The sequence below is a fragment of the Nocardioides marmoribigeumensis genome (assembly GCF_031458325.1).
GTDB classification, from domain to species: domain Bacteria; phylum Actinomycetota; class Actinomycetes; order Propionibacteriales; family Nocardioidaceae; genus Marmoricola_A; species Marmoricola_A marmoribigeumensis.
The window spans coordinates 1,462,530-1,479,435 of record NZ_JAVDYG010000001.1; the positions used below are offsets into that span (position 1 = coordinate 1,462,530).

General features: G+C 72.7%; 16 protein-coding genes. 5 read left to right on the plus strand and 11 right to left on the minus strand.

The genetic code is table 11. The annotated features are described in order from the left end of the window. Positions 1-206: 206 nt before the first annotated feature. Complete coding sequence (locus tag J2S63_RS06900; protein ID WP_310300362.1) at positions 207-1,004, minus strand: thioesterase family protein; 798 nt, start codon at positions 1,002-1,004, stop codon at positions 207-209. Between the two features lie 153 nt (positions 1,005-1,157). Between J2S63_RS06900 and J2S63_RS06905 the strand changes: the two genes are divergently transcribed. The 4 genes from J2S63_RS06905 (at position 1,158) to J2S63_RS06920 (ending at position 4,353) form a co-directional block, all read left to right on the plus strand. Then, a complete protein-coding gene (locus tag J2S63_RS06905) occupies positions 1,158-2,165 on the plus strand; it encodes a Gfo/Idh/MocA family protein (RefSeq protein WP_310300365.1) in 1,008 nt (335 codons plus the stop codon). Between the two features lie 94 nt (positions 2,166-2,259). Further along, a complete protein-coding gene (locus J2S63_RS06910; RefSeq protein ID WP_310300368.1) occupies positions 2,260-2,451 on the plus strand; it encodes a ferredoxin in 192 nt (63 codons plus the stop codon). Next, positions 2,418-4,088 carry an AGE family epimerase/isomerase gene (locus J2S63_RS06915; protein WP_310300371.1) on the plus strand — a complete coding sequence of 557 codons (1,671 nt, stop codon included), beginning with the start codon at positions 2,418-2,420 and terminating at the stop codon, positions 4,086-4,088. The genes J2S63_RS06910 and J2S63_RS06915 overlap by 34 nt, the downstream gene beginning before the upstream one ends. 109 nt (positions 4,089-4,197) lie before the next feature. Continuing rightward, on the plus strand, positions 4,198-4,353 hold the full coding sequence (locus J2S63_RS06920) for a hypothetical protein (protein ID WP_310300372.1): 156 nt from the start codon (positions 4,198-4,200) through the stop codon (positions 4,351-4,353). A gap of 10 nt (positions 4,354-4,363) precedes the next feature. Here J2S63_RS06920 and iolD read toward each other — a convergent pair whose 3' ends face one another. The 5 genes from iolD to J2S63_RS06945 are packed head-to-tail and all read right to left on the minus strand — an operon-like array spanning position 4,364 to position 10,595. Next, positions 4,364-6,268: a 3D-(3,5/4)-trihydroxycyclohexane-1,2-dione acylhydrolase (decyclizing) gene (iolD, locus tag J2S63_RS06925; protein ID WP_310300375.1), complete on the minus strand. Its 1,905-nt coding sequence runs from the start codon at positions 6,266-6,268 to the stop codon at positions 4,364-4,366. Then, positions 6,265-7,173, minus strand: coding sequence for a 5-deoxy-glucuronate isomerase (iolB, locus tag J2S63_RS06930; RefSeq protein WP_310300378.1), 909 nt, complete (start codon positions 7,171-7,173; stop codon positions 6,265-6,267). The genes iolD and iolB overlap by 4 nt, the downstream gene beginning before the upstream one ends. Beyond that, positions 7,173-8,111, minus strand: coding sequence for a Cgl0159 family (beta/alpha)8-fold protein (locus J2S63_RS06935; RefSeq protein ID WP_310300381.1), 939 nt, complete (start codon positions 8,109-8,111; stop codon positions 7,173-7,175). Before J2S63_RS06935 ends, iolB begins: the two co-directional genes overlap by 1 nt. Beyond that, the gene (gene iolC / locus J2S63_RS06940; protein WP_310300383.1) at positions 8,108-9,088 is read right to left on the minus strand and encodes a 5-dehydro-2-deoxygluconokinase; all 981 of its coding nucleotides are present in this window, start codon (positions 9,086-9,088) and stop codon (positions 8,108-8,110) included. The genes J2S63_RS06935 and iolC overlap by 4 nt, the downstream gene beginning before the upstream one ends. Positions 9,089-9,098: 10 nt before the next feature. Continuing rightward, entirely contained in the window at positions 9,099-10,595 is a 1,497-nt protein-coding gene (locus J2S63_RS06945) for a CoA-acylating methylmalonate-semialdehyde dehydrogenase (RefSeq protein ID WP_374725107.1), read from the minus strand. A 148-nt stretch (positions 10,596-10,743) separates the two neighbouring features. On the opposite strand from J2S63_RS06945, the gene J2S63_RS06950 reads away from it, so the two are divergent. Next, positions 10,744-11,502, plus strand: a complete 759-nt coding sequence (locus J2S63_RS06950; protein WP_310300385.1) for a GntR family transcriptional regulator — start codon at positions 10,744-10,746, stop codon at positions 11,500-11,502. On the opposite strand, the gene J2S63_RS06955 is transcribed toward J2S63_RS06950, so the two are convergent. The 5 genes from J2S63_RS06955 to J2S63_RS06975 all read right to left on the minus strand — a co-directional run bounded on the left by J2S63_RS06955 (position 11,492) and on the right by J2S63_RS06975 (position 16,816). Continuing rightward, entirely contained in the window at positions 11,492-12,676 is a 1,185-nt protein-coding gene (locus tag J2S63_RS06955; protein WP_310300388.1) for a Gfo/Idh/MocA family protein, read from the minus strand. The two genes, J2S63_RS06950 and J2S63_RS06955, sit on opposite strands and share 11 nt — an antisense overlap. Positions 12,677-12,698: 22 nt before the next feature. Further along, positions 12,699-13,694, minus strand: a complete 996-nt coding sequence (locus tag J2S63_RS06960; protein WP_310300391.1) for a Gfo/Idh/MocA family protein — start codon at positions 13,692-13,694, stop codon at positions 12,699-12,701. Between the two features lie 13 nt (positions 13,695-13,707). Further along, a complete protein-coding gene (locus J2S63_RS06965) occupies positions 13,708-14,646 on the minus strand; it encodes an ATP-binding cassette domain-containing protein (RefSeq protein WP_310300394.1) in 939 nt (312 codons plus the stop codon). Beyond that, complete coding sequence (locus tag J2S63_RS06970; protein ID WP_310300397.1) at positions 14,643-15,758, minus strand: ABC transporter permease; 1,116 nt, start codon at positions 15,756-15,758, stop codon at positions 14,643-14,645. The genes J2S63_RS06965 and J2S63_RS06970 overlap by 4 nt, the downstream gene beginning before the upstream one ends. 65 nt (positions 15,759-15,823) lie before the next feature. After that, positions 15,824-16,816, minus strand: coding sequence for a sugar ABC transporter substrate-binding protein (locus J2S63_RS06975; RefSeq protein WP_310300399.1), 993 nt, complete (start codon positions 16,814-16,816; stop codon positions 15,824-15,826). Positions 16,817-16,906: the final 90 nt, after the last annotated feature.

A 16,906-nucleotide genomic window follows, 5' to 3' on the forward strand; every position in this document is an offset into this window, starting at 1 on the left:
AGCGTCGCCGCACAGAGCGGAACGACAAGACCTGATCATTCGGGACGCGGGCCCGATGGCGATAGGGACGATCGGCCCTCATCTCGCGGAAGGGTCCCGCACTGGTCTAGTCGGGGATGACTACGGGGAAATGACCGGACGGGCGATTGAGGCCCGATCGCCAGTCGACACAAAGGTGCTGAGCCGGCCGGCCTGCCTCGGAGGGCTCACAGCCGGATCATCGCGAGCTGGGTGGACTGCCCCACCAGCCGGCCCTTCGTGTCCCACACGAAGCAGGCCTCGTCGAGCCGGTCGTCCCGGACCAGACGGGCCTTCTGCTGCACGCGCAGGGGACCCGGGGCGGGGAGGCCGCGGACATAGGTGGTGAGCTCGAGGGTCGGCACCCAGCCCGACATCTGCACGTCGAAGGTCGCCGGCGGGAAGGCGTCGAGGGCGAAGTGCAGCGAGACCGGGTCGAAGTCCTCGCCGCCCGACAGCGCGAGCCAGCCCCTCAGCTCACCGCGGTCGCTCGGCTCCCCGCGCATGAACCCGGCGGTGTCGGGGTCGATGCGCAGGTCGACCTGGTCCATCATCGCCACGCGGAAGTCGGTGGGCTGCAGCCGCACGCTGTCGTCGTACGACGTGGTGCCCGGCTCGGGCACGCCCCCGGCCCAGCGGTCCTCGGCGGACGGGTCGATCGGACCGATCGTCATCAGCGCCTCGACGAAGACCCGGTCCTCGCGGCGCAGCCGGACGCGGCTCTGCCCGGTGGAGCGGCCCTCGCGCAGCGGCTCGACGTCGATCTCGACCGGCCCGGGGTCGGGCGAGGCCAGGAAGTGGCTGCTTGCGGCGAGGACGTGGTCGTGGGTGCTGACCTCCGCGGCAGCACGGGCCATGAGGGCCACGAGGTAACCGCCGTTGGGCTTGCCCAGCACCGACCACTCGGGGTCGACCTCGGCGGCGAAGCGGTGGTCGTCGGTGCGGGTGACGGCGGAGACCTCGGAGAACGCGCGCGGGGTGGTCACGATCAGAGCCTAGGAGTTCGACCCCTTGGGGTGAGGTTGGGACCCCCAGACTGCGGTTACCTGGAACCCAGCCCGTCACTCACGCCCCGTCCCTCACGCAGCGGCGGGGCGTGAGTCGGGTTCCGGTCCCGGCCCCGCGGGTAGCGTCCCGACGTGGTTGCTCCCCTCCGTGTCGGTGTCCTCGGCGCCGCCAAGATCGCCCCCAAGGCCCTCCTCGCCCCCGCGCTGCTGCACCCGGACGTCGAGGTCACCGCCGTCGCGGCCCGCGACGAGGCGACGGCCCGGGCCTATGCCGAGCGGCACGGCATCCCGCGGGTGCTGCCCGACTACGAGGCCCTCGTGGGCGACCCCGACCTCGACGTGGTCTACAACCCGCTCCCGATGGCGCTGCACGGCCGCTGGACCAAGGCGGCGCTCGGGGCCGGCAAGCACGTGCTCTGCGAGAAGCCGTTCACGGCCAACGGCGACGAGGCCGCCGAGGTCGTCGCCGTCGCCGAACGCACGGGCCTGGTGGTGATGGAGGCGTTCCACCACCGCTACCACCCGCTCGTGGAGCGGCTCGTCGAGCTGCTGGAGCGCCGGGAGATCGGTGAGCTGCGGTCGGTCGACGCGTGGTTCCGCGCGCGCATCAACCGGCCCGACGACATCCGGTGGAAGCTCGAGCTCGCCGGAGGCTCGCTGATGGACATCGGCACCTACCCCCTGCACCTCATGCGCACGGTCGCCGGCGAGCCGGAGGTCGTCAGCGCCGAGGCGATCGAGCGCACGCCGGCGGTCGACCGCACGATGCTGGCGCACCTGCGCTTCACCGACGGACCGTTCCACCGCGGGACCGTCGAGGGCCGCATGGCCTCGGCGATGCTCTCGCGGCGCGGTCGCGGGTCCGGGGCGCTGGTCGTCGGCACGCAGGGCTCGATCCGCGTCGAGGGGTTCGTCCAGCCGACCGTGCACAACCGGATCGAGGTCGTCTCCCCCCGCGGCCGCCGCGCGAAGAGCTTCCCCCGCACCCCCACGACGTACGACGGCCAGCTGGCCGCGTTCGTCCGCGCTGTCCGCGAGGGGGCGCCGGTGCCGACCGACGGGGCGGACGCGGTGGCCCAGATGCGGGCGATCGACGCGATCTACACCGCGGCGGGCCTGCCGCTGCGACAGCCCGCGTGACGCCGGGGACCGACGTGGCGCTGCTCACCGGACGCCCCATCGGCCACCGCGATCTGCCACGCTCGAGGAGCACCCGTCCCCGGAGGAGGAACAGATGAGGATCCACGCCGACCACACCGTCTGCGAGGGCATCGGCATGTGCGAGGCCACCGCCGACGACTACTTCGAGGTGGGCGACGACGGCTTCGTCAAGGTCCTCGACGACTCCCCCGAGGAGTCCGAGCGCACCTACGTCAAGGCAGCCGTCGAGGCGTGCCCCGTCTCCGCCCTGCGCCTGGAGGGCTGATCCCCTCCGCGCTGCTCCCCCCACCACCGGGCGGGCCCACGGCGGCCTGGCTCGACGAGGAGGGCGCGCGCCTGCTCGGGTCCGCGCGGGACTCGCGCGTGCCCGCGGGCTTCGGCTGGCTCGGCCCGTCCGGGCGGCCCGACCCGGCCCGGGTGGAGCTGTGGGTGACCTGCCGGATGACCCACGTCCTGGCCCTGGCCACGCTGCGTGGCTCCGGCGACGAGTCCCTGGTGGACCACGGGGTCGCGTCGCTGTGGGGTCCCCTGCGCGACGCCACCCACGGCGGCTGGTTCAGCTCCGTCGAGCCCGCCTCGCGCACCAAGGAGGCCTACGGTCACGCGTTCGTGGTCCTCGCCGCCGCCTCCGCCACGGCCACCGGCCGCCCCGGGGCCCGCGCGCTGCTCGACGAGGCGCTGGACGTGCTCGACCGCTTCTGGGACCCGGCTGCGCAGATGCTGGTCGACGAGTGGGACGAGGCGTTCACGACCATCGACCCCTACCGCGGGCTCAACTCCAACATGCACGGCGTCGAGGCGCTGCTCGCCGCCCACGACGTCACCGGCGACACCGCGCTGCTCGACCGCGCCCGGGCGATCACCGAGCGGGCGCTGGGGTTCGCCTCCGCCCACGGGTGGCGGCTGCCCGAGCACTTCACCGAGGGCTGGGAGCCCTTGCTCGACTACAACCGGGACGACCCCGCCCACCCCTTCCGTCCCTACGGCGGCACGGTCGGGCACTGGTTCGAGTGGGCGCGGCTCGCCCTCCAGCTCGGCGCGACGGCCGGGCTCGACCTGGTGGCGCCGGCCGCCGCGCTGTTCGGGTCCGGGGTCCGGGACGGGTGGCACGCCGACGGGGCACCCGGCTTCGTCTACACCGTCGACTGGAGCGGGCGGCCCGTCGTACGCCAGCGGATGCACTGGGTCGCGGCCGAAGCGGTCGCGTCGGCCGCCGCGCTGTGGCGGGTGACCGGCCGGGAGGACTACGCCGCGCACCACGCGGACTGGTGGGCCCACGTCCGCTCGTCGTTCGTCGACCTCGAGGGCGGGTCGTGGTGGCACGAGCTGTCGCCGTCGCTGGAGCCCGCCGCCGGGACGTGGGACGGCAAGCCCGACGTCTACCACGCGTTCCAGGCGACGCTGCTGCCCCGCCTCGACCTCGCTCCCTCGCTGGCGACCGCGCTGCAGCCCGGACGGCCGCCGGACTCGGCGTCCGCGGTCGTCCCGGCCGACGCGGACGACACCATGACCGCCCTGCTCGACCCGGACGCCCTGGTCGAGTGGCTGCCCCCGGACGGGATGACCGGGCGGTTCGAGTCCTACGACGCGCGGCCGGGCGGGTCCTACCGCCTGGTGCTCACCCACCCTGCCGGCGGCGGCAAGACCACCGACGACACCGACGTCGTCGACGTGCGGTTCGGGTCGGTGGACCCGGACCGCGTCGTGCAGGAGGTCGACTTCGAGTCCGGCGACCCGGCGTACGCCGGCACGATGCGGATGACCTGGTCGGTCCTGCCCGCGGTCGGCGGCTCACGGGTCGAGGCGACCGCGACCGGCGTCCCGCCCGGCATCGACCACCTCGTGCACGAGGCCGCCCTCCGCGCGACCCTGGGCAACCTGGCCGCCCGGCTCGCTCGCTGACCGGCACCCGGGCGGGTGCCCGACGTCACCACGTGCGGAGTCTCGTTCGGGACCTTCGGCACGTATGATTGACGTGTCAACCAATCCACGCGCACGGGAGGGACCCCGCATGACCGACACCCTGAGCAGCCGTCTGGCAGCGCTGCACGACGACTACGTCCACGCCGTCAACGTCGCGGTCGCCGACGAGGACACCCCGCGCGTCGAGCGGCTGGTCGCCGCCTACGACCGCGAGGCGCTCCAGCTGATGAGCTCGGTCGCCTGAGTCCGGCACGTCACAGCCAGCGCACCTGGCGCTGCTTGGCCTCGGCGTACGACGTGTGGCCGGCCAGCGAGCCCGGCACGCCGGTCTCCCACCAGGCCCCCGACTCGGTCCACGAGGACTCCGCGACCTTGCAGCTGACGACTGCGGGACGCCGCTGGGCGCGAGCGGCCTCGCGGGCGCGGAGGTAGGCCGCCCGGAAGTCCTCGGCGGACGAGCCGAACGGCACGTCCTCGACGTGGGCGCCCAGCGAGGCCGCGTGGGCGGCGAAGTCCACGCGGACACCGCCCTCGCCGGCCCCGGGGCCCCGCGAGTCCGAGAGCAGGTTGTTGAACCCGGCGGCACCCTGGCCGGTCTGCAGCCGGTGGATGACCGCGAAGCCCCCGTTGTCGCACACGACCGCGACATAGGGGTGCCCGGAGAACGCGGCGCTGTAGAGCTCGGAGTTGAGCATCAGGTAGGAGCCGTCGCCGAAGATCGAGGTGACCAGGCCGTCGGGGTGGGTGCGCTCGCGCGCCATGGCCGCACCCCAGGGCGCGACGACCTCATAGCCCATGCACGAGAAGCCGTACTCCAGGTCCATCGTCGCGCCGGAGGTGGAGGAGGTGCCGTGCTTCACCTCGCCGGTGCGCCAGCCGCCGTGGAGCTCGCCGGGCATGCCGCCCGACGCGGTGAGCACGTAGTCGTCGGGGGTCGACTCGTCGTTGACCACCCCGGTGACCGTCGCGTAGGTGAGCACCCCGGCGGGTCCGACGCCGGCTCGCAGGCGGTCGATCTCCGCGTCCCACCGGCCCTTGACCTCCGAGGTGCGCGCGACCCAGGCCGCTGAGGAGCGGGCGTCGCCGGCCGCCTCGGAGAGCTCGACCAGCGTCTCGCGCGCGTCGCCGGTCACCGCGAGCGCGTTGTGCTTCACCGCGTCGAAGCGCGCGGCGTTGACCGTCACGAGCCGCACGTCGGGGGCGAAGCCCGTCCACGACGAGGTGGTGAAGTCCTGCAGGCGCGTGCCCACGGCGAGGACGACGTCGGCCTCCAGGGCCAGGGTGTTGGCCGAGGCGGAGCCGACGATGCCCAGCGCGCCGCCGTAGAGCGGGTGGTCGTGCGGGACGAGCGTGCGGCCGGCGACGGTCTCGACGACGGGCACCTGGTGCTTCTCGGCGAACGCGATCGCCTCGGCGCCCGCACCGGAGTAGCGGGCACCGCCGCCGAGCACGAGCAGCGGACGCTCCGCGTGCGCGAGCACCTCTGCGGCCTCGGCCAGCGCGCGGGTGTCGGGCCGGGGGCGGGGCGTGCGGTGCACGCGCACCTCGAACATCGCGGCCGGGAAGTCGAGCTCCTCGGCCTGCACGTCCTGCGGCAGGGCCAGGGTCACCGGGCCGCAGTCGGCGGGGTCGGTGAGCACGCGCGCCACCTGGGGCAGCGTGGCGATCAGCTGCTCCGGCTTGGTGATCCGGTCGAAATAGCGCGAGACCGGGCGGAACGCGTCGTTGACGGTGGTCGTGGGGTCACCGAAGTGCTCGACCTGCTGGAGCACCGGGTCGGGTGCGCGGCCGACGAAGGTGTCGCCGGGCAGCAGCAGCACGGGCAGCCGGTTGGCGTGCGCGAGGCCCGCGGCGGTGACCATGTTGAGCGCGCCGGGGCCGATCGAGGAGGTCGCGGCCATCACCTGGCGGCGGTCGGTCGCGCGGGCGTAGGCGACCGCGGCCAGCGCCATGCCCTGCTCGTTCTGCCCCCTCCAGGTGGGCAGCTCGTCGGCGACCTCGTGCAGCGCGGTGCCCAGCCCGAGCACGTTGCCGTGACCGAAGATGCCGAAGACGCCGGCGAACAGCGGCACGACCGTGCCGTCGAGCAGCTCGGAGCGCTGGGCGGTCATCCACCTCACGAGCGCCTGGGCGGTGGTCAGGCGGATGGTGCTGCTCACTGGACTCTCCCGTCGGCCGAGGTGACGGGGCACCGGGGGTCGGTCTCCATGCCGTCCCAGGTGCCCCTGACCCAACCGTGCGTCGGGTCGTCGCAGAACGCCAGCTCCCGCTCGTCGGCGGGGCCGGCCATGACGTTGAGGTAGTACATCGGGTAGCCAGGCGCCGCGACGCACGGACCGTGGTAGCCGTGGGGCACGAGCACCACGTCGTGGTCGCGCACCTGCGCGATCTCGTCGATCGCGAACAGCCCCGCCCTCTCGTGCTCGGGCCCGGTGAAGGTGTGGTGGTAGCCGAAGCCGTCGCGCGACGGCGTCACCTGGTCGCTGCCGGCGATCCGGTAGTAGTAGATCTCCTCGTTGACCACCGGGCACGGCTCGCTCGCGTCGTGCTTGTGCGGGGGGTACGACGACCAGTTGCCCGGCGGGGTGACCAGCTCGCAGCAGATCAGCTTGTCGGCGTGGTCCCACACGCCCGGCACGCCGAAGTTGGTGACCTGACGGGTCGCGTTGCCCGCCCCGCGCACCTCGACCGGCACGTCCTCGGCGGAGCCGAAGGCCGAGGGCAGCTTGCGCCCGCAGACCGAGGACGGCAGCGCCACCTCGGCCCCGGCCGCGCTGGTGAGGACGGCCACGGAGTCGCGGCCGACGTAGGCGAAGTCGGTGACGCGGGTGAAGACGGACTCCCTGCCCTGCAGGACGAACCGGTCCTCGCCCTCGACGTCGACGGTGAGCCCGCCGGCGAGCGGCAGCACGAAGATCTCGCTGTCGCCGGTCTCGACCGTGGTCGGCTCACCGGGCAGCAGCCGGAGCACCCGGAGGCCGGTCCACGCCCAGCCGGCGTCCTCGGGCGTGATCGAGACGACCATGGGGCCGCCGTCGTCGGCGTAGGCGCGGTGGAGGGTCATCAGCGCTCCCGGGCCGCGACCAGGACGGACGCGGCGGAGGCGACCGCGCGGGCGACGTCGCCGTCGGGCGGGTAGAGCAGGGCGCGGCCGACGACCAGGCCGCGGACGGTGGGCTGCACCAGCGCGCGACCCCACGAGTCCAGGTCGGCGGCCGGGTCCGGGCCCGGCACCCCGCCGAGCACCACGCACGGCAGGGTCGTCGAGGCGAACACGGCCTCCGGGTCGTCGCAGGACGGCATCTTGAGCCAGGTGTAGGCGCTGGTGGTGCCGAGACCGGAGGCGACCGTGACCGCCCGGGCGAGCGAACGGGTGTCCTTGAGGAGGGTGAGGCTGCCGTCGTCCTCGCGGTGGTAGGGCAGCGGCTCGACCATCGCCATCAGGCGGTGGCTCGCGAGCTCGGCGACCGCACGGGCACAGCCCTCGATCGTGCTGGCCGTGCCGGGGTCCTTGTCGTCGAGGCGCAGCAGCATCTTGCCGCCGTCGAGCCCGAACGCCGCGATGCTGGCCGCGTCGTAGCCGGTGAACCGGTCGTCCATCGTCCAGTCGGCGCCGTCGAGACCGCCGCGGTTCATCGAGCCGATGACGACCTTGCCCTCGAGCGCTCCGAGCAGCAGCAGCTCCTCGACCACGTCGGGGGTGCCGAGCACGCCGTCGACCTCGGGGTCCTGCAGCGCCACGACCAGCCGCGCGAGCAGCGAGCGCCGGTCGGCCATCGCCATCGGGTCTCCCCCGGTGCCGAGGGCGCCGCGGGCCGGGTGGTCGGCGGCGACGAGGAACAAGGTGTCCTTCGCCGACAGCAGCCGGTCCGCGCGCCGGCGGGCGGCGTAGGCCTCGGCGACCGCGCCCGGGTCGGTGGCGCGCACGCGCAGCAGCTCGGACCACTGCTCGTCGGTCAGCCGGGGCCCCGCGACCGGCCCTGCCGTCGTGATGGTGCTCATGCCGAGGCTCCTTGCGTGGCCAGGAGCTCCTCGAGCTCCTGCAGGGTGGGCATCGCGTCGGCGCAGGCCAGCCGCGAGGCGACGACGGCGCCGGCCACGTTGGCCAGCTCGGCGATGCGGGCCGGCTCCCAGCCGGCCAGGAGGCCATGGACCAGTGAGCCGCCGAAGGCGTCGCCCGCGCCGAGGCCGCAGACGACCTCGACCGGGTGGGGCGGCACGACGGTGCGGCCGTCGGCGGTCGCGACCAGGACGCCCTCGCCGCCCTTCTTGACCAGCGCCAGCTCGACACCGGCCTCGAGCAGCCGGTCGGCGGCCCGGTCGGCGTCGCGGGTGCCGACGGCGACCTCGACCTCGTCGCGGTTGCCTACGACGACGGTGACGTCCCTCAGCATCGCGGTGTACTCCTCGCGCGCCTCCCGCGGGGACGGCCAGAACATCGCGCGCCAGTCGAGGTCGAGCACGGTGTGCCTGCCCGAGCCGGCCGCGGGACGACCGCGGTGCTCCAGCATGCGCAGCTGCGTCGAGCGTGCCGGCTCGACGGAGACCCCGGTCCCGGTCACCCAGAGGATCGGCACGTCCCGCACGACGTCCCACGGCACGTCGGCGTCGACCAGGGTCAGGTCGGGCGCGACGGGGTCGCGGTAGAACAGCAGCGGGGGGTCCTCCGGCGGGTCGAGCTCGCAGAAGACGACGGGGGTCTTGAGCGAGTCGCTCGTGCCGACGTACGCCGGGTCGACGCCGAAGCCCCGCAGGGCCTCGCGCACGTAGTCACCGAAGCCGTCGGGGCCCACCTTGGTGAGCACCGCCGTACGCCGGCCCAGCCGGGAGGCGGCGACCGCGACGTTGGTGGCGGTGCCGCCGAGGAACTTCTGGAACGTCGAGACGTCCTTGAGCGGCCCCGTCTGGAGGGGGTAGAGGTCGACCCCCACCCGTCCGACGGTGAGGAGCTCGAGGCCCGCCGGCTGCTGGTCGTTCATGGCAGACGCGTCACTTCGCCGTCGGGAAGTGGAAGCTGGCGTCGCTGGCGTGGTCCACGTGGGGCCAGCGGGCGGTGACCACCTTGGCGCGGGTGTAGAAGCTGACGCCCTCGGGACCGTGCACGTGCTTGTCGCCGAACAGCGAGGCCTTCCACCCGCCGAAGGAGTAGAACGCCATCGGCACCGGGACGGGCACGTTGATGCCGATCATGCCGACGTGCACCCCGCGCTGGAAGCGACGAGCGGCCTCGCCGCTGTTGGTGAAGATCGCCGTGCCGTTGCCGTAGGGGTTGGCGTTGATCAGGGCGATCGCCTCGTCGACGGTGTCGGCGCGGACGACCGACAGCACGGGGCCGAAGATCTCCTCGTTGTAGACGTCCATCTCGGTGCTGACCTGGTCGATGACCGTGGGGCCGACGAAGAAGCCGTCCTCGTAGCCCTCGACCGAGCAGTCGCGGCCGTCGACCGCGATGGTGGCGCCCTGCTGCTCGCCGGTGCCGATCAGGCCGAGGATCCGCTCCTGCGCCTGCTTGGTCACGACCGGCCCCATCTCGCTGCCGTCGGCGCGCCCGGCGCCGACCTTGACCGCGCGGGCCCGGTCGGAGACGGCGGCGACGATCGCGTCGGCGGCGGAGCCGACCGCGACCGCGGCGGAGAGCGCCATGCAGCGCTCGCCGGCCGAGCCGAAGGCCGCGGCGGCGAGGTGGTCCGCGGCGAAGTCGATGTCGGCGTCCGGGAGGATGATCGCGTGGTTCTTGGCGCCGCCGAGGGCCTGCACGCGCTTGCCGTTGGCGCTGGCGCGCTCGTGGATGTACTTCGCGATCGGGGTCGAGCCGACGAACGAGATCGCGGCGACGTCCTCGTGGTCGAGCAGCGTGTCGACGGCGAGCTTGTCGCCGTGCACCACGTTGAAGACGCCGTCGGGGAGCCCGGCCTCCTGCCACAGCTCGGCGATGCGGATGCTGGCGGAGGGGTCGCGCTCGCTCGGCTTGAGCACGAAGGTGTTGCCGCACGCGATGGCGACGGGGAACATCCACATCGGCACCATGGCCGGGAAGTTGAACGGCGTGATGCCGGCGACGACGCCCAGCGGCTCGCGGAACGAGAAGGTGTCCACGTCGCTGGAGACGTTGTCGGAGTAGTCGCCCTTGAGCAGGCTCGGGATGCCGCAGGCGAACTCGACGACCTCGAGGCCGCGCTGCACCTCACCGAGCGCGTCGGAGAGCACCTTGCCGTGCTCGTCGGTGATCAGCTCGGCGACCTCGGCGGCGTGCTGGTTGAGCAGCTCGCGGAAGGCGAAGAGAACCTTGGTGCGCTTGCTGATGGAGGTCTGCGACCACGCCGGGAAGGCGTCCTTGGCGGCCGCGACCGCCGCGTCCACGTCGACGGCGTCGGCCAGCAGCACCTCCTTGGTCTGCTGCCCGGTGGCCGGGTCGAAGACCGGGGCGGTGCGGTCGGAGCGACCGGTGGTCGGCTTGCCTGCGATCCAGTGCTGCACGAGGGCCACGGCGGGCTCCCTTCACGTCGGTGTCGTTCGGGTTCGATACTATGTCCTAACAAACTAACTAATCAACCCTGCGGGGCCTGCCTGTCTCGACCATCACCGGCGGCCGATCCCGGTCCACATGACAGAAAGTCCTGACATGATGAGGGCCATGCCCGCGTCCTCCGGCACCGTCCCCGTGCCCCCGTTCACGCTCGACCGGAGCAGCCCGGTGCCGCTCTACTTCCAGGTCGCCCAGCACCTGGAGCACGCGATCATCGACGGGACGATCCCGCCGGGCACCCTGTTCCACAACGAGATCCAGCTCGCCGACGAGCTCGGGCTGTCGCGCCCGACGATGCGTCGGGCGATGCAGCACCTGGTCGACAAGGGCCTCATCGTCCGGCGGCGCGGGATCGGCACGCGGGTCGTGCAGCCCAAGGTGCGTCGCCAGCTCGAGCTCACCTCGCTCTACGAGGACCTCAGCGCCTCCGGCCAGAAGCCGACCACCGAGCTGCTGTCGTTCGGGACGGCCGAGGCCGACGAGGACGTCGCCGCCCGGCTGGGCGTCACGGTCGGCTCCCTCGTGGCACGGCTCGACCGGCTCCGGTCGGCCAACGAGCGACCGATCGCGCGGATGACCAACTACCTGCCCGAGCGCTTCGCCGACCTCGACCCCGACGTGCTCGCCGACCAGGGCCTCTACCAGGTGCTGCGCACGCGCGGGGTCGTCCTGCACAGCGCCACCCAGACCATCGGCGCGCGCACGGCCACGGCGGCAGAGTCCCGCCAGCTCGGCGAGCCGAGGGGCGCCGCCCTGCTCACGATGCAGCGCACGGCGTACGACGACCACGGTGCGGCGGTGGAGTACGGCACCCATGTCTACGCAGCCTCCCGCTACAGCTTCGAGATCGACCTGCTCACGCCCTGAGCCGGGGTACGTCGACCCAGCCGGCCCCGGCGGCCGAGCGCACCATGGCGTCCAGCGCCTGGGCGGAGGCGACCGCGTCGACGAGCTGCGGTCCCTCGGCCTTGCCCGAGAGCACCGAGCGGACGAACCCCGCGAGCTCGATCACCTTGGTGTCGTCGTAGCTCATCGCGTTGCCCGCGCCCGGCTGGAAGCGACCGAGGTCGCCGGACTCCGTGCCGACGAGCACGCGCTGCGTCGGCTGGTCCACGAAGCGGTCGCCCGCGGAGAGCAGGAGCTCCCCCTGGGTGCGGAAGTCCCACGACACCAGCCCGTGCGTGCCGTGGACCTCGACCGCGTAGTGGTTCTGCTCGCCCACCGCGACCCGGCTGCACTCCAGGCTCACCAGGACCCCCGACCGGGTGCGGGCCAGGGCGCTGACGAAGTCCTCGTTCTCCACGGTGCCGGTCGGGTCGCCGTCGCCACCCAGCGCGTGGCCGTAGGTCGCGGCACCCTCGGGCACGCGCGGCCGCTCGGAGACGAACACGGCGGTCTCGGCCACCAGGCGCTCGAGGTCGCCCAGCACGAAGCGGGTCAGGTCCACCGCGTGCGACGCGAGGTCGCCGAGGACCCCGTGACCGCCGGAGGCCAGCGTGTAGCGCCAGGTCAGCAGGGCGAGGGGGTGGGCGGCGTAGTCGCTGAGCAGCACCACGCGCGCGTGGGTCGGCGTGCCGATCGCCCCTCCGGCGACCAGGTCGCGGAGACGGGCCACCGCGGGGACGGCGCGGTAGTTGAAGCCCACCGTGCCCTGCACCCCCGCCGCGCCGACGGCGTCCGCCACGGCCTCCGCGTCGGCCGGCGAGAGGCCGACCGGCTTCTCGATCCACAGGTGCTTGCCGGCCTCGGCCACCGCCACGCCGATCTCGCGGTGCAGCGCGTTGGGCGCGGTTACCGACACCACGTCGACCCGAGGGTCGGCGAGCAGGTCGCGCCAGTCGGCGTACGCCGTCGCGAAGCCGTGCTTGCGCTGCGCACCGGCCAGCGCGGTCGGGACGCTGTCGGCGACCGCGACGAAGCGCGCGGTGACCGGAAGGTCCGGGTAGTGGTGGCGCAGGCGCGCCCAGGCGCGGACGTGCACGTCGCCCAGCCAGCCGGCACCGATGACGCCGACACCGATCTCGCGGTCGTCCTCGGACATGGGTCCTCCTCGTGAGCCGGCCTCAGGAGCCGGCGTAGATCTCCGGGCGCTCCCCGCGGCCGACCTCCACCCGGCCGGCCCCGCCGAGGGAGTCGACGGCCGCGAAGGCGACCTGGTTGGCCAGGTAGCCGTCCCAGGCCGAGGGCCCGGTGGGCGCCCCGCCGCGGACCGACTCCACCCAGGAGTGGAGCTCGACGCGGTAGGCGTCGGCGAAGCGCGCCACGAAGTCGTCGCCGACCGCGACGCCGTCCATCCGGTCGCGGCGGAACGCGACGCCGTACGGCGGGGTGAGCGAGACGGTGCCCTCGGTGCCGACGACCTCGGTGCGGACGTCGTAGCCGTAGCGGGCGTTGACCGAGACCTCGACGGTCACCACTCGACCCGCCTGGGTCTCGAGCACGGCGACCTGGACGTCCTGCAACGCGCCGTCGGGGACGCGCGGCGCGTGCACGGTCACGGCGTGGACGGGGTCGTCGAGCAGCCAGGGCACGCTGTCGAACTCGTGGATCATCGAGTTGACCAGCACGCCCGCGGAGGTCGCCGACGGGTGCGCGGCGGCGTTGCGGTGGACGCAGTGGGCCGCGCGGACCTCGCCCACGGCACCGGACAGGACGGCCTCGCGCAGCTGCAGGAAGGCGGCGTCGTAGCGGCGCATGAACCCCAGCTGGAGGAGCCGGCGCCCCGAGGCGACCTCGGCGTCGACGACCCGTCTCGCGCCGTCCATCGTCGTGGCGAGCGGCTTCTCCAGCAGGGCGGGGCGTCCGGCGGCGAGGCACGCCAGGGCGAGCTCCTCGTGGAGCGGGTCGGGGGCGGCGACGACGACCGCGTCGACGTGCCGGTGCTCGACCAGCTCCTCGGCCGACCCGAGGGTGAGGGCGCGGACCTCGCCGGCGACCTGCCGGGCGCGCTCGAGGTCGGCGTCGAAGACGGCGGTGACCTCCGCGCCGGGCACCCACCGCGCCAGCGTCTGCACGTGGAAGGTGCCCATCGCGCCGGTGCCGACGACCCCGATGCGCACGGGCCGATGAGTCTCAGGCACTGCCGCCCGCCCCCCGCGCGTCGGGGTGGTCGGTGTGCAGCGTGCCCGCGACCTCGTCCTGCAGCGAGCGCGCGACGTCGGAGTCGGGCATCTCGCGCGCCAGCTCGTGACCGAGCGCCTCGAGCTCGGCACCGCCGGCCATCATCTGGACCAGCTCGTCGAGCGGCAGCTCGGCCTTGGGGAAGTTGCCGATGCTGCGACCGCGGCGCAGCAGCATGAACCGGTCGCCCACGGGATAGGCGTGGTGCGGGTTGTGGGTGATGAAGATGACGCCGAGGCCGCGGTCGCGCGCCTTGGCGATGTACTTCAGCACGACCCCGGACTGGCGCACGCCGAGCGCGGCGGTGGGCTCGTCGAGGATGAGCACGCGCGCGCCGAAGTACACCGCGCGGGCGATGGCGACGCACTGGCGCTCACCGCCGGAGAGCGTGCCGATCGGCTGGTCCACGTCGCGCAGGTCGATGCCCATCGCGGCCAGCTCGGCCTTGGTGATGCGCTTCATCTCCTCGACGTCGAGCCGCTTGAGGGGACCGAACCCCTTGGTGATCTCGGAGCCGAGGAAGAAGTTGCGCCACACCGGCATGAGCGGGACGACCGCGAGGTCCTGGTAGACGGTCGCGATGCCCAGGGCGAGGGCGTCGCGCGGCGAGGCGAACTTGCGGTCCTCCCCGTCGACGACCAGGTGACCGTCGCTGTGCGCGTGGGCGCCCGCGAGGATCTTGATGAAGGTCGACTTGCCCGCGCCGTTGTCGCCCAGGACGCACGTCACCTCCCCCGCGTTGACGGTCGTGCTCACCTCGCGCAGCGCGATGACCGAGCCGTAGCGCTTGCCGATGTCGCGGACCTCGATGAGGGTCGAGCCCTTGGCGGGTGACTCGATCACGCGGCCCGCGGCCTCGACGGCGTCGGCGTTCTCGTTGGTGGTGCTCATCGGATCGACTCCGCTCGTGCCTTGACCCAGTTGTTGACGAGGACGGCGCCGAGCAGCATCACGCCGAGGAAGGCGTAGAGCCAGTCGCTGTCCCAGCCGCTGTAGACGATGCCCTGGCCGACCATGCCGTAGATCAGCGCGCCCAGGGCGGCGCCGATCGCGGAGCCGTAGCCGCCGGTGAGGAGGCACCCGCCGACGACGGCGCAGATGATGTAGACGAACTCCTGGCCGACACCGGTGGTCGACTGGGCGGTCGTGGTCTTGAACAGGCTGAGCATCCCGACCAGCCAGCCGGCGAACGCCGTGGTCATGAAGAGCCCGATCTTGGTCTTGAAGACCGGTACGCCGACCTGGCGCGAGCTGACCTGGGCTCCGCCGACGGCGAAGATCCAGTTGCCGGGGCGCGTGCGCTGCAGGACCCAGGTGGCGACGATGACCACGACGATCGCCCAGAACGTCGCGGAGTAGAGCGTGAGGTAGGGCGACTGGTCGTTGGGCACCCAGGGCAGCCAGCCGAGGTCGATCTGCAGCTTGGCGCCGAAGATCTGGGCGCCCGCGTCGTAGCCGTCGGCGGCCTGGAAGTTGACCACCGAGACCTGGTTGATGATCAGCTTGGTGACCGCCAGGTCGACACCGCGGAGGACGAAGAAGGTGCCGAGGGTGACGATGAAGCTCGGCAGGCCGGTCTTCATCACCAGGACGCCGTTGACGAACCCGAGAGCGAGGGCAAGGACGAGGGCGGTCAGGATCGACAGCCAGACGTTGAGGCCCCAGTGGGTCATCATGATGCCGGTGACCAGGCCGGTGAAGCCGGTCATCGCGCCGGCGGAGAGGTCGAACTCGCCGCCGATCATCAGCAGGGCGACGGCCACGGCCATGATCGCGAACGACGAGGACGTGAAGATCCACGTGCTCGCGCCGGCCGGCACGGCGAACGCGCTGGTCGAGAACGCGAAGTAGCAGAAGATGATGACGGCCGCGACGGCGGCGCCGACGGCCGGGCGCCGCAGGACCGCGGCCAGACGGGCGTGGCTGCCGACCCGCTCGTCCGAGGGCGCGGCCGGGGCGTCGGGTCCCGTGCCCGGTGAGGCCGGGGTGGTCGTGGTGCTCATGGGTGGCTCCTCCTCAAGGTGCCGGGCCGGGGCCCGCTCCGAGACGGAGCGGGCCCCGGTCGGGGTCAGCGAGTGCCGTTCTGGGCGAACTTCAAGACGTCGTCCGCGTTGTCCTTGGTGATGAACGCAGGACCGGAGTAGACCGGCTGCCCACCGCCGATGTCGTTGCCGTTGAGCGCCTTGAGGTAGATCCCGGTGACACCCAGGTAGCCCTGGACGTAGGGCTGCTGGTCGACGGCGAAGAGGATCTTGCCGGACTTGACGTTGGACACCACGTCGGCGTTGACGTCGAAGGTGCCGATGGTGATCTTCTTGCCGACCGCGTCGACGGCCTTGACCGCCTGGCCGGACATGTCGCCGCCGAGGGCCAGGATGCCGTCGATCGAGCCGTCGGCCTGCAGCTTGGACTCGATGGTGGCCTCCGACCCGGCGAGGTCGGTGTTGTCGGTCTGCAGGTTGGTCATCGTGCCGGAGAACTTCGACTTGGCACCGGCGCAGCGCTGCTCGAGGCCGGTGTTGCCCGCCTCCTGGATCACGCAGAGCACGTTCTTGAGCCCGGCCGAGCTGAGCTTCTCGCCCGCCGCCTCACCGGCCAGGGTCTCGCTCTGGCCGACGTGGGTGATCGCGCCGAAGTCCTTCCACTGGTCGATGCCGGAGTTGATCGTGATGACCGGGATGCCGGACTTGATCGCCGACTCGATGCTCGCCTTGAGGCCGTCGGGGTTGGCCATGGAGACCACCAGACCGTCGGTGCCGGCGGCGACCGCGTTGTCGATCAGGGTGGCCTGCTTCCCGACGTCGGGGTCGCTCTGGTATTTCAGGTCGACGCCCTCGTCCTTGCCCGCCTGCACCGCTCCGGCCTTGACGACGTCCCAGAAGGAGTCGCCGGGCGCGCCGTGGGTGATCACGTCGATGCGGATGTCCTTGGACGAGCCCGTGTTGGAGCTGGTGTCCTTGGTCTTGTTGCTGTCCGCGTTGTCGTCGTTCGCCGTGGTGCAGCCGGTGAGCACGAGCGCTCCGGCAGCCAGTCCGAAGGCGAGTGCCCGTCGGATGTTCATGCGTTTCCTCCTTGGTCGACCGCGCTGGGCGCGGGCTGCCGGCAAGAGTGCCGGGAATCGGGAGCCACCGGTCGGCGGCGTGTGGTCACC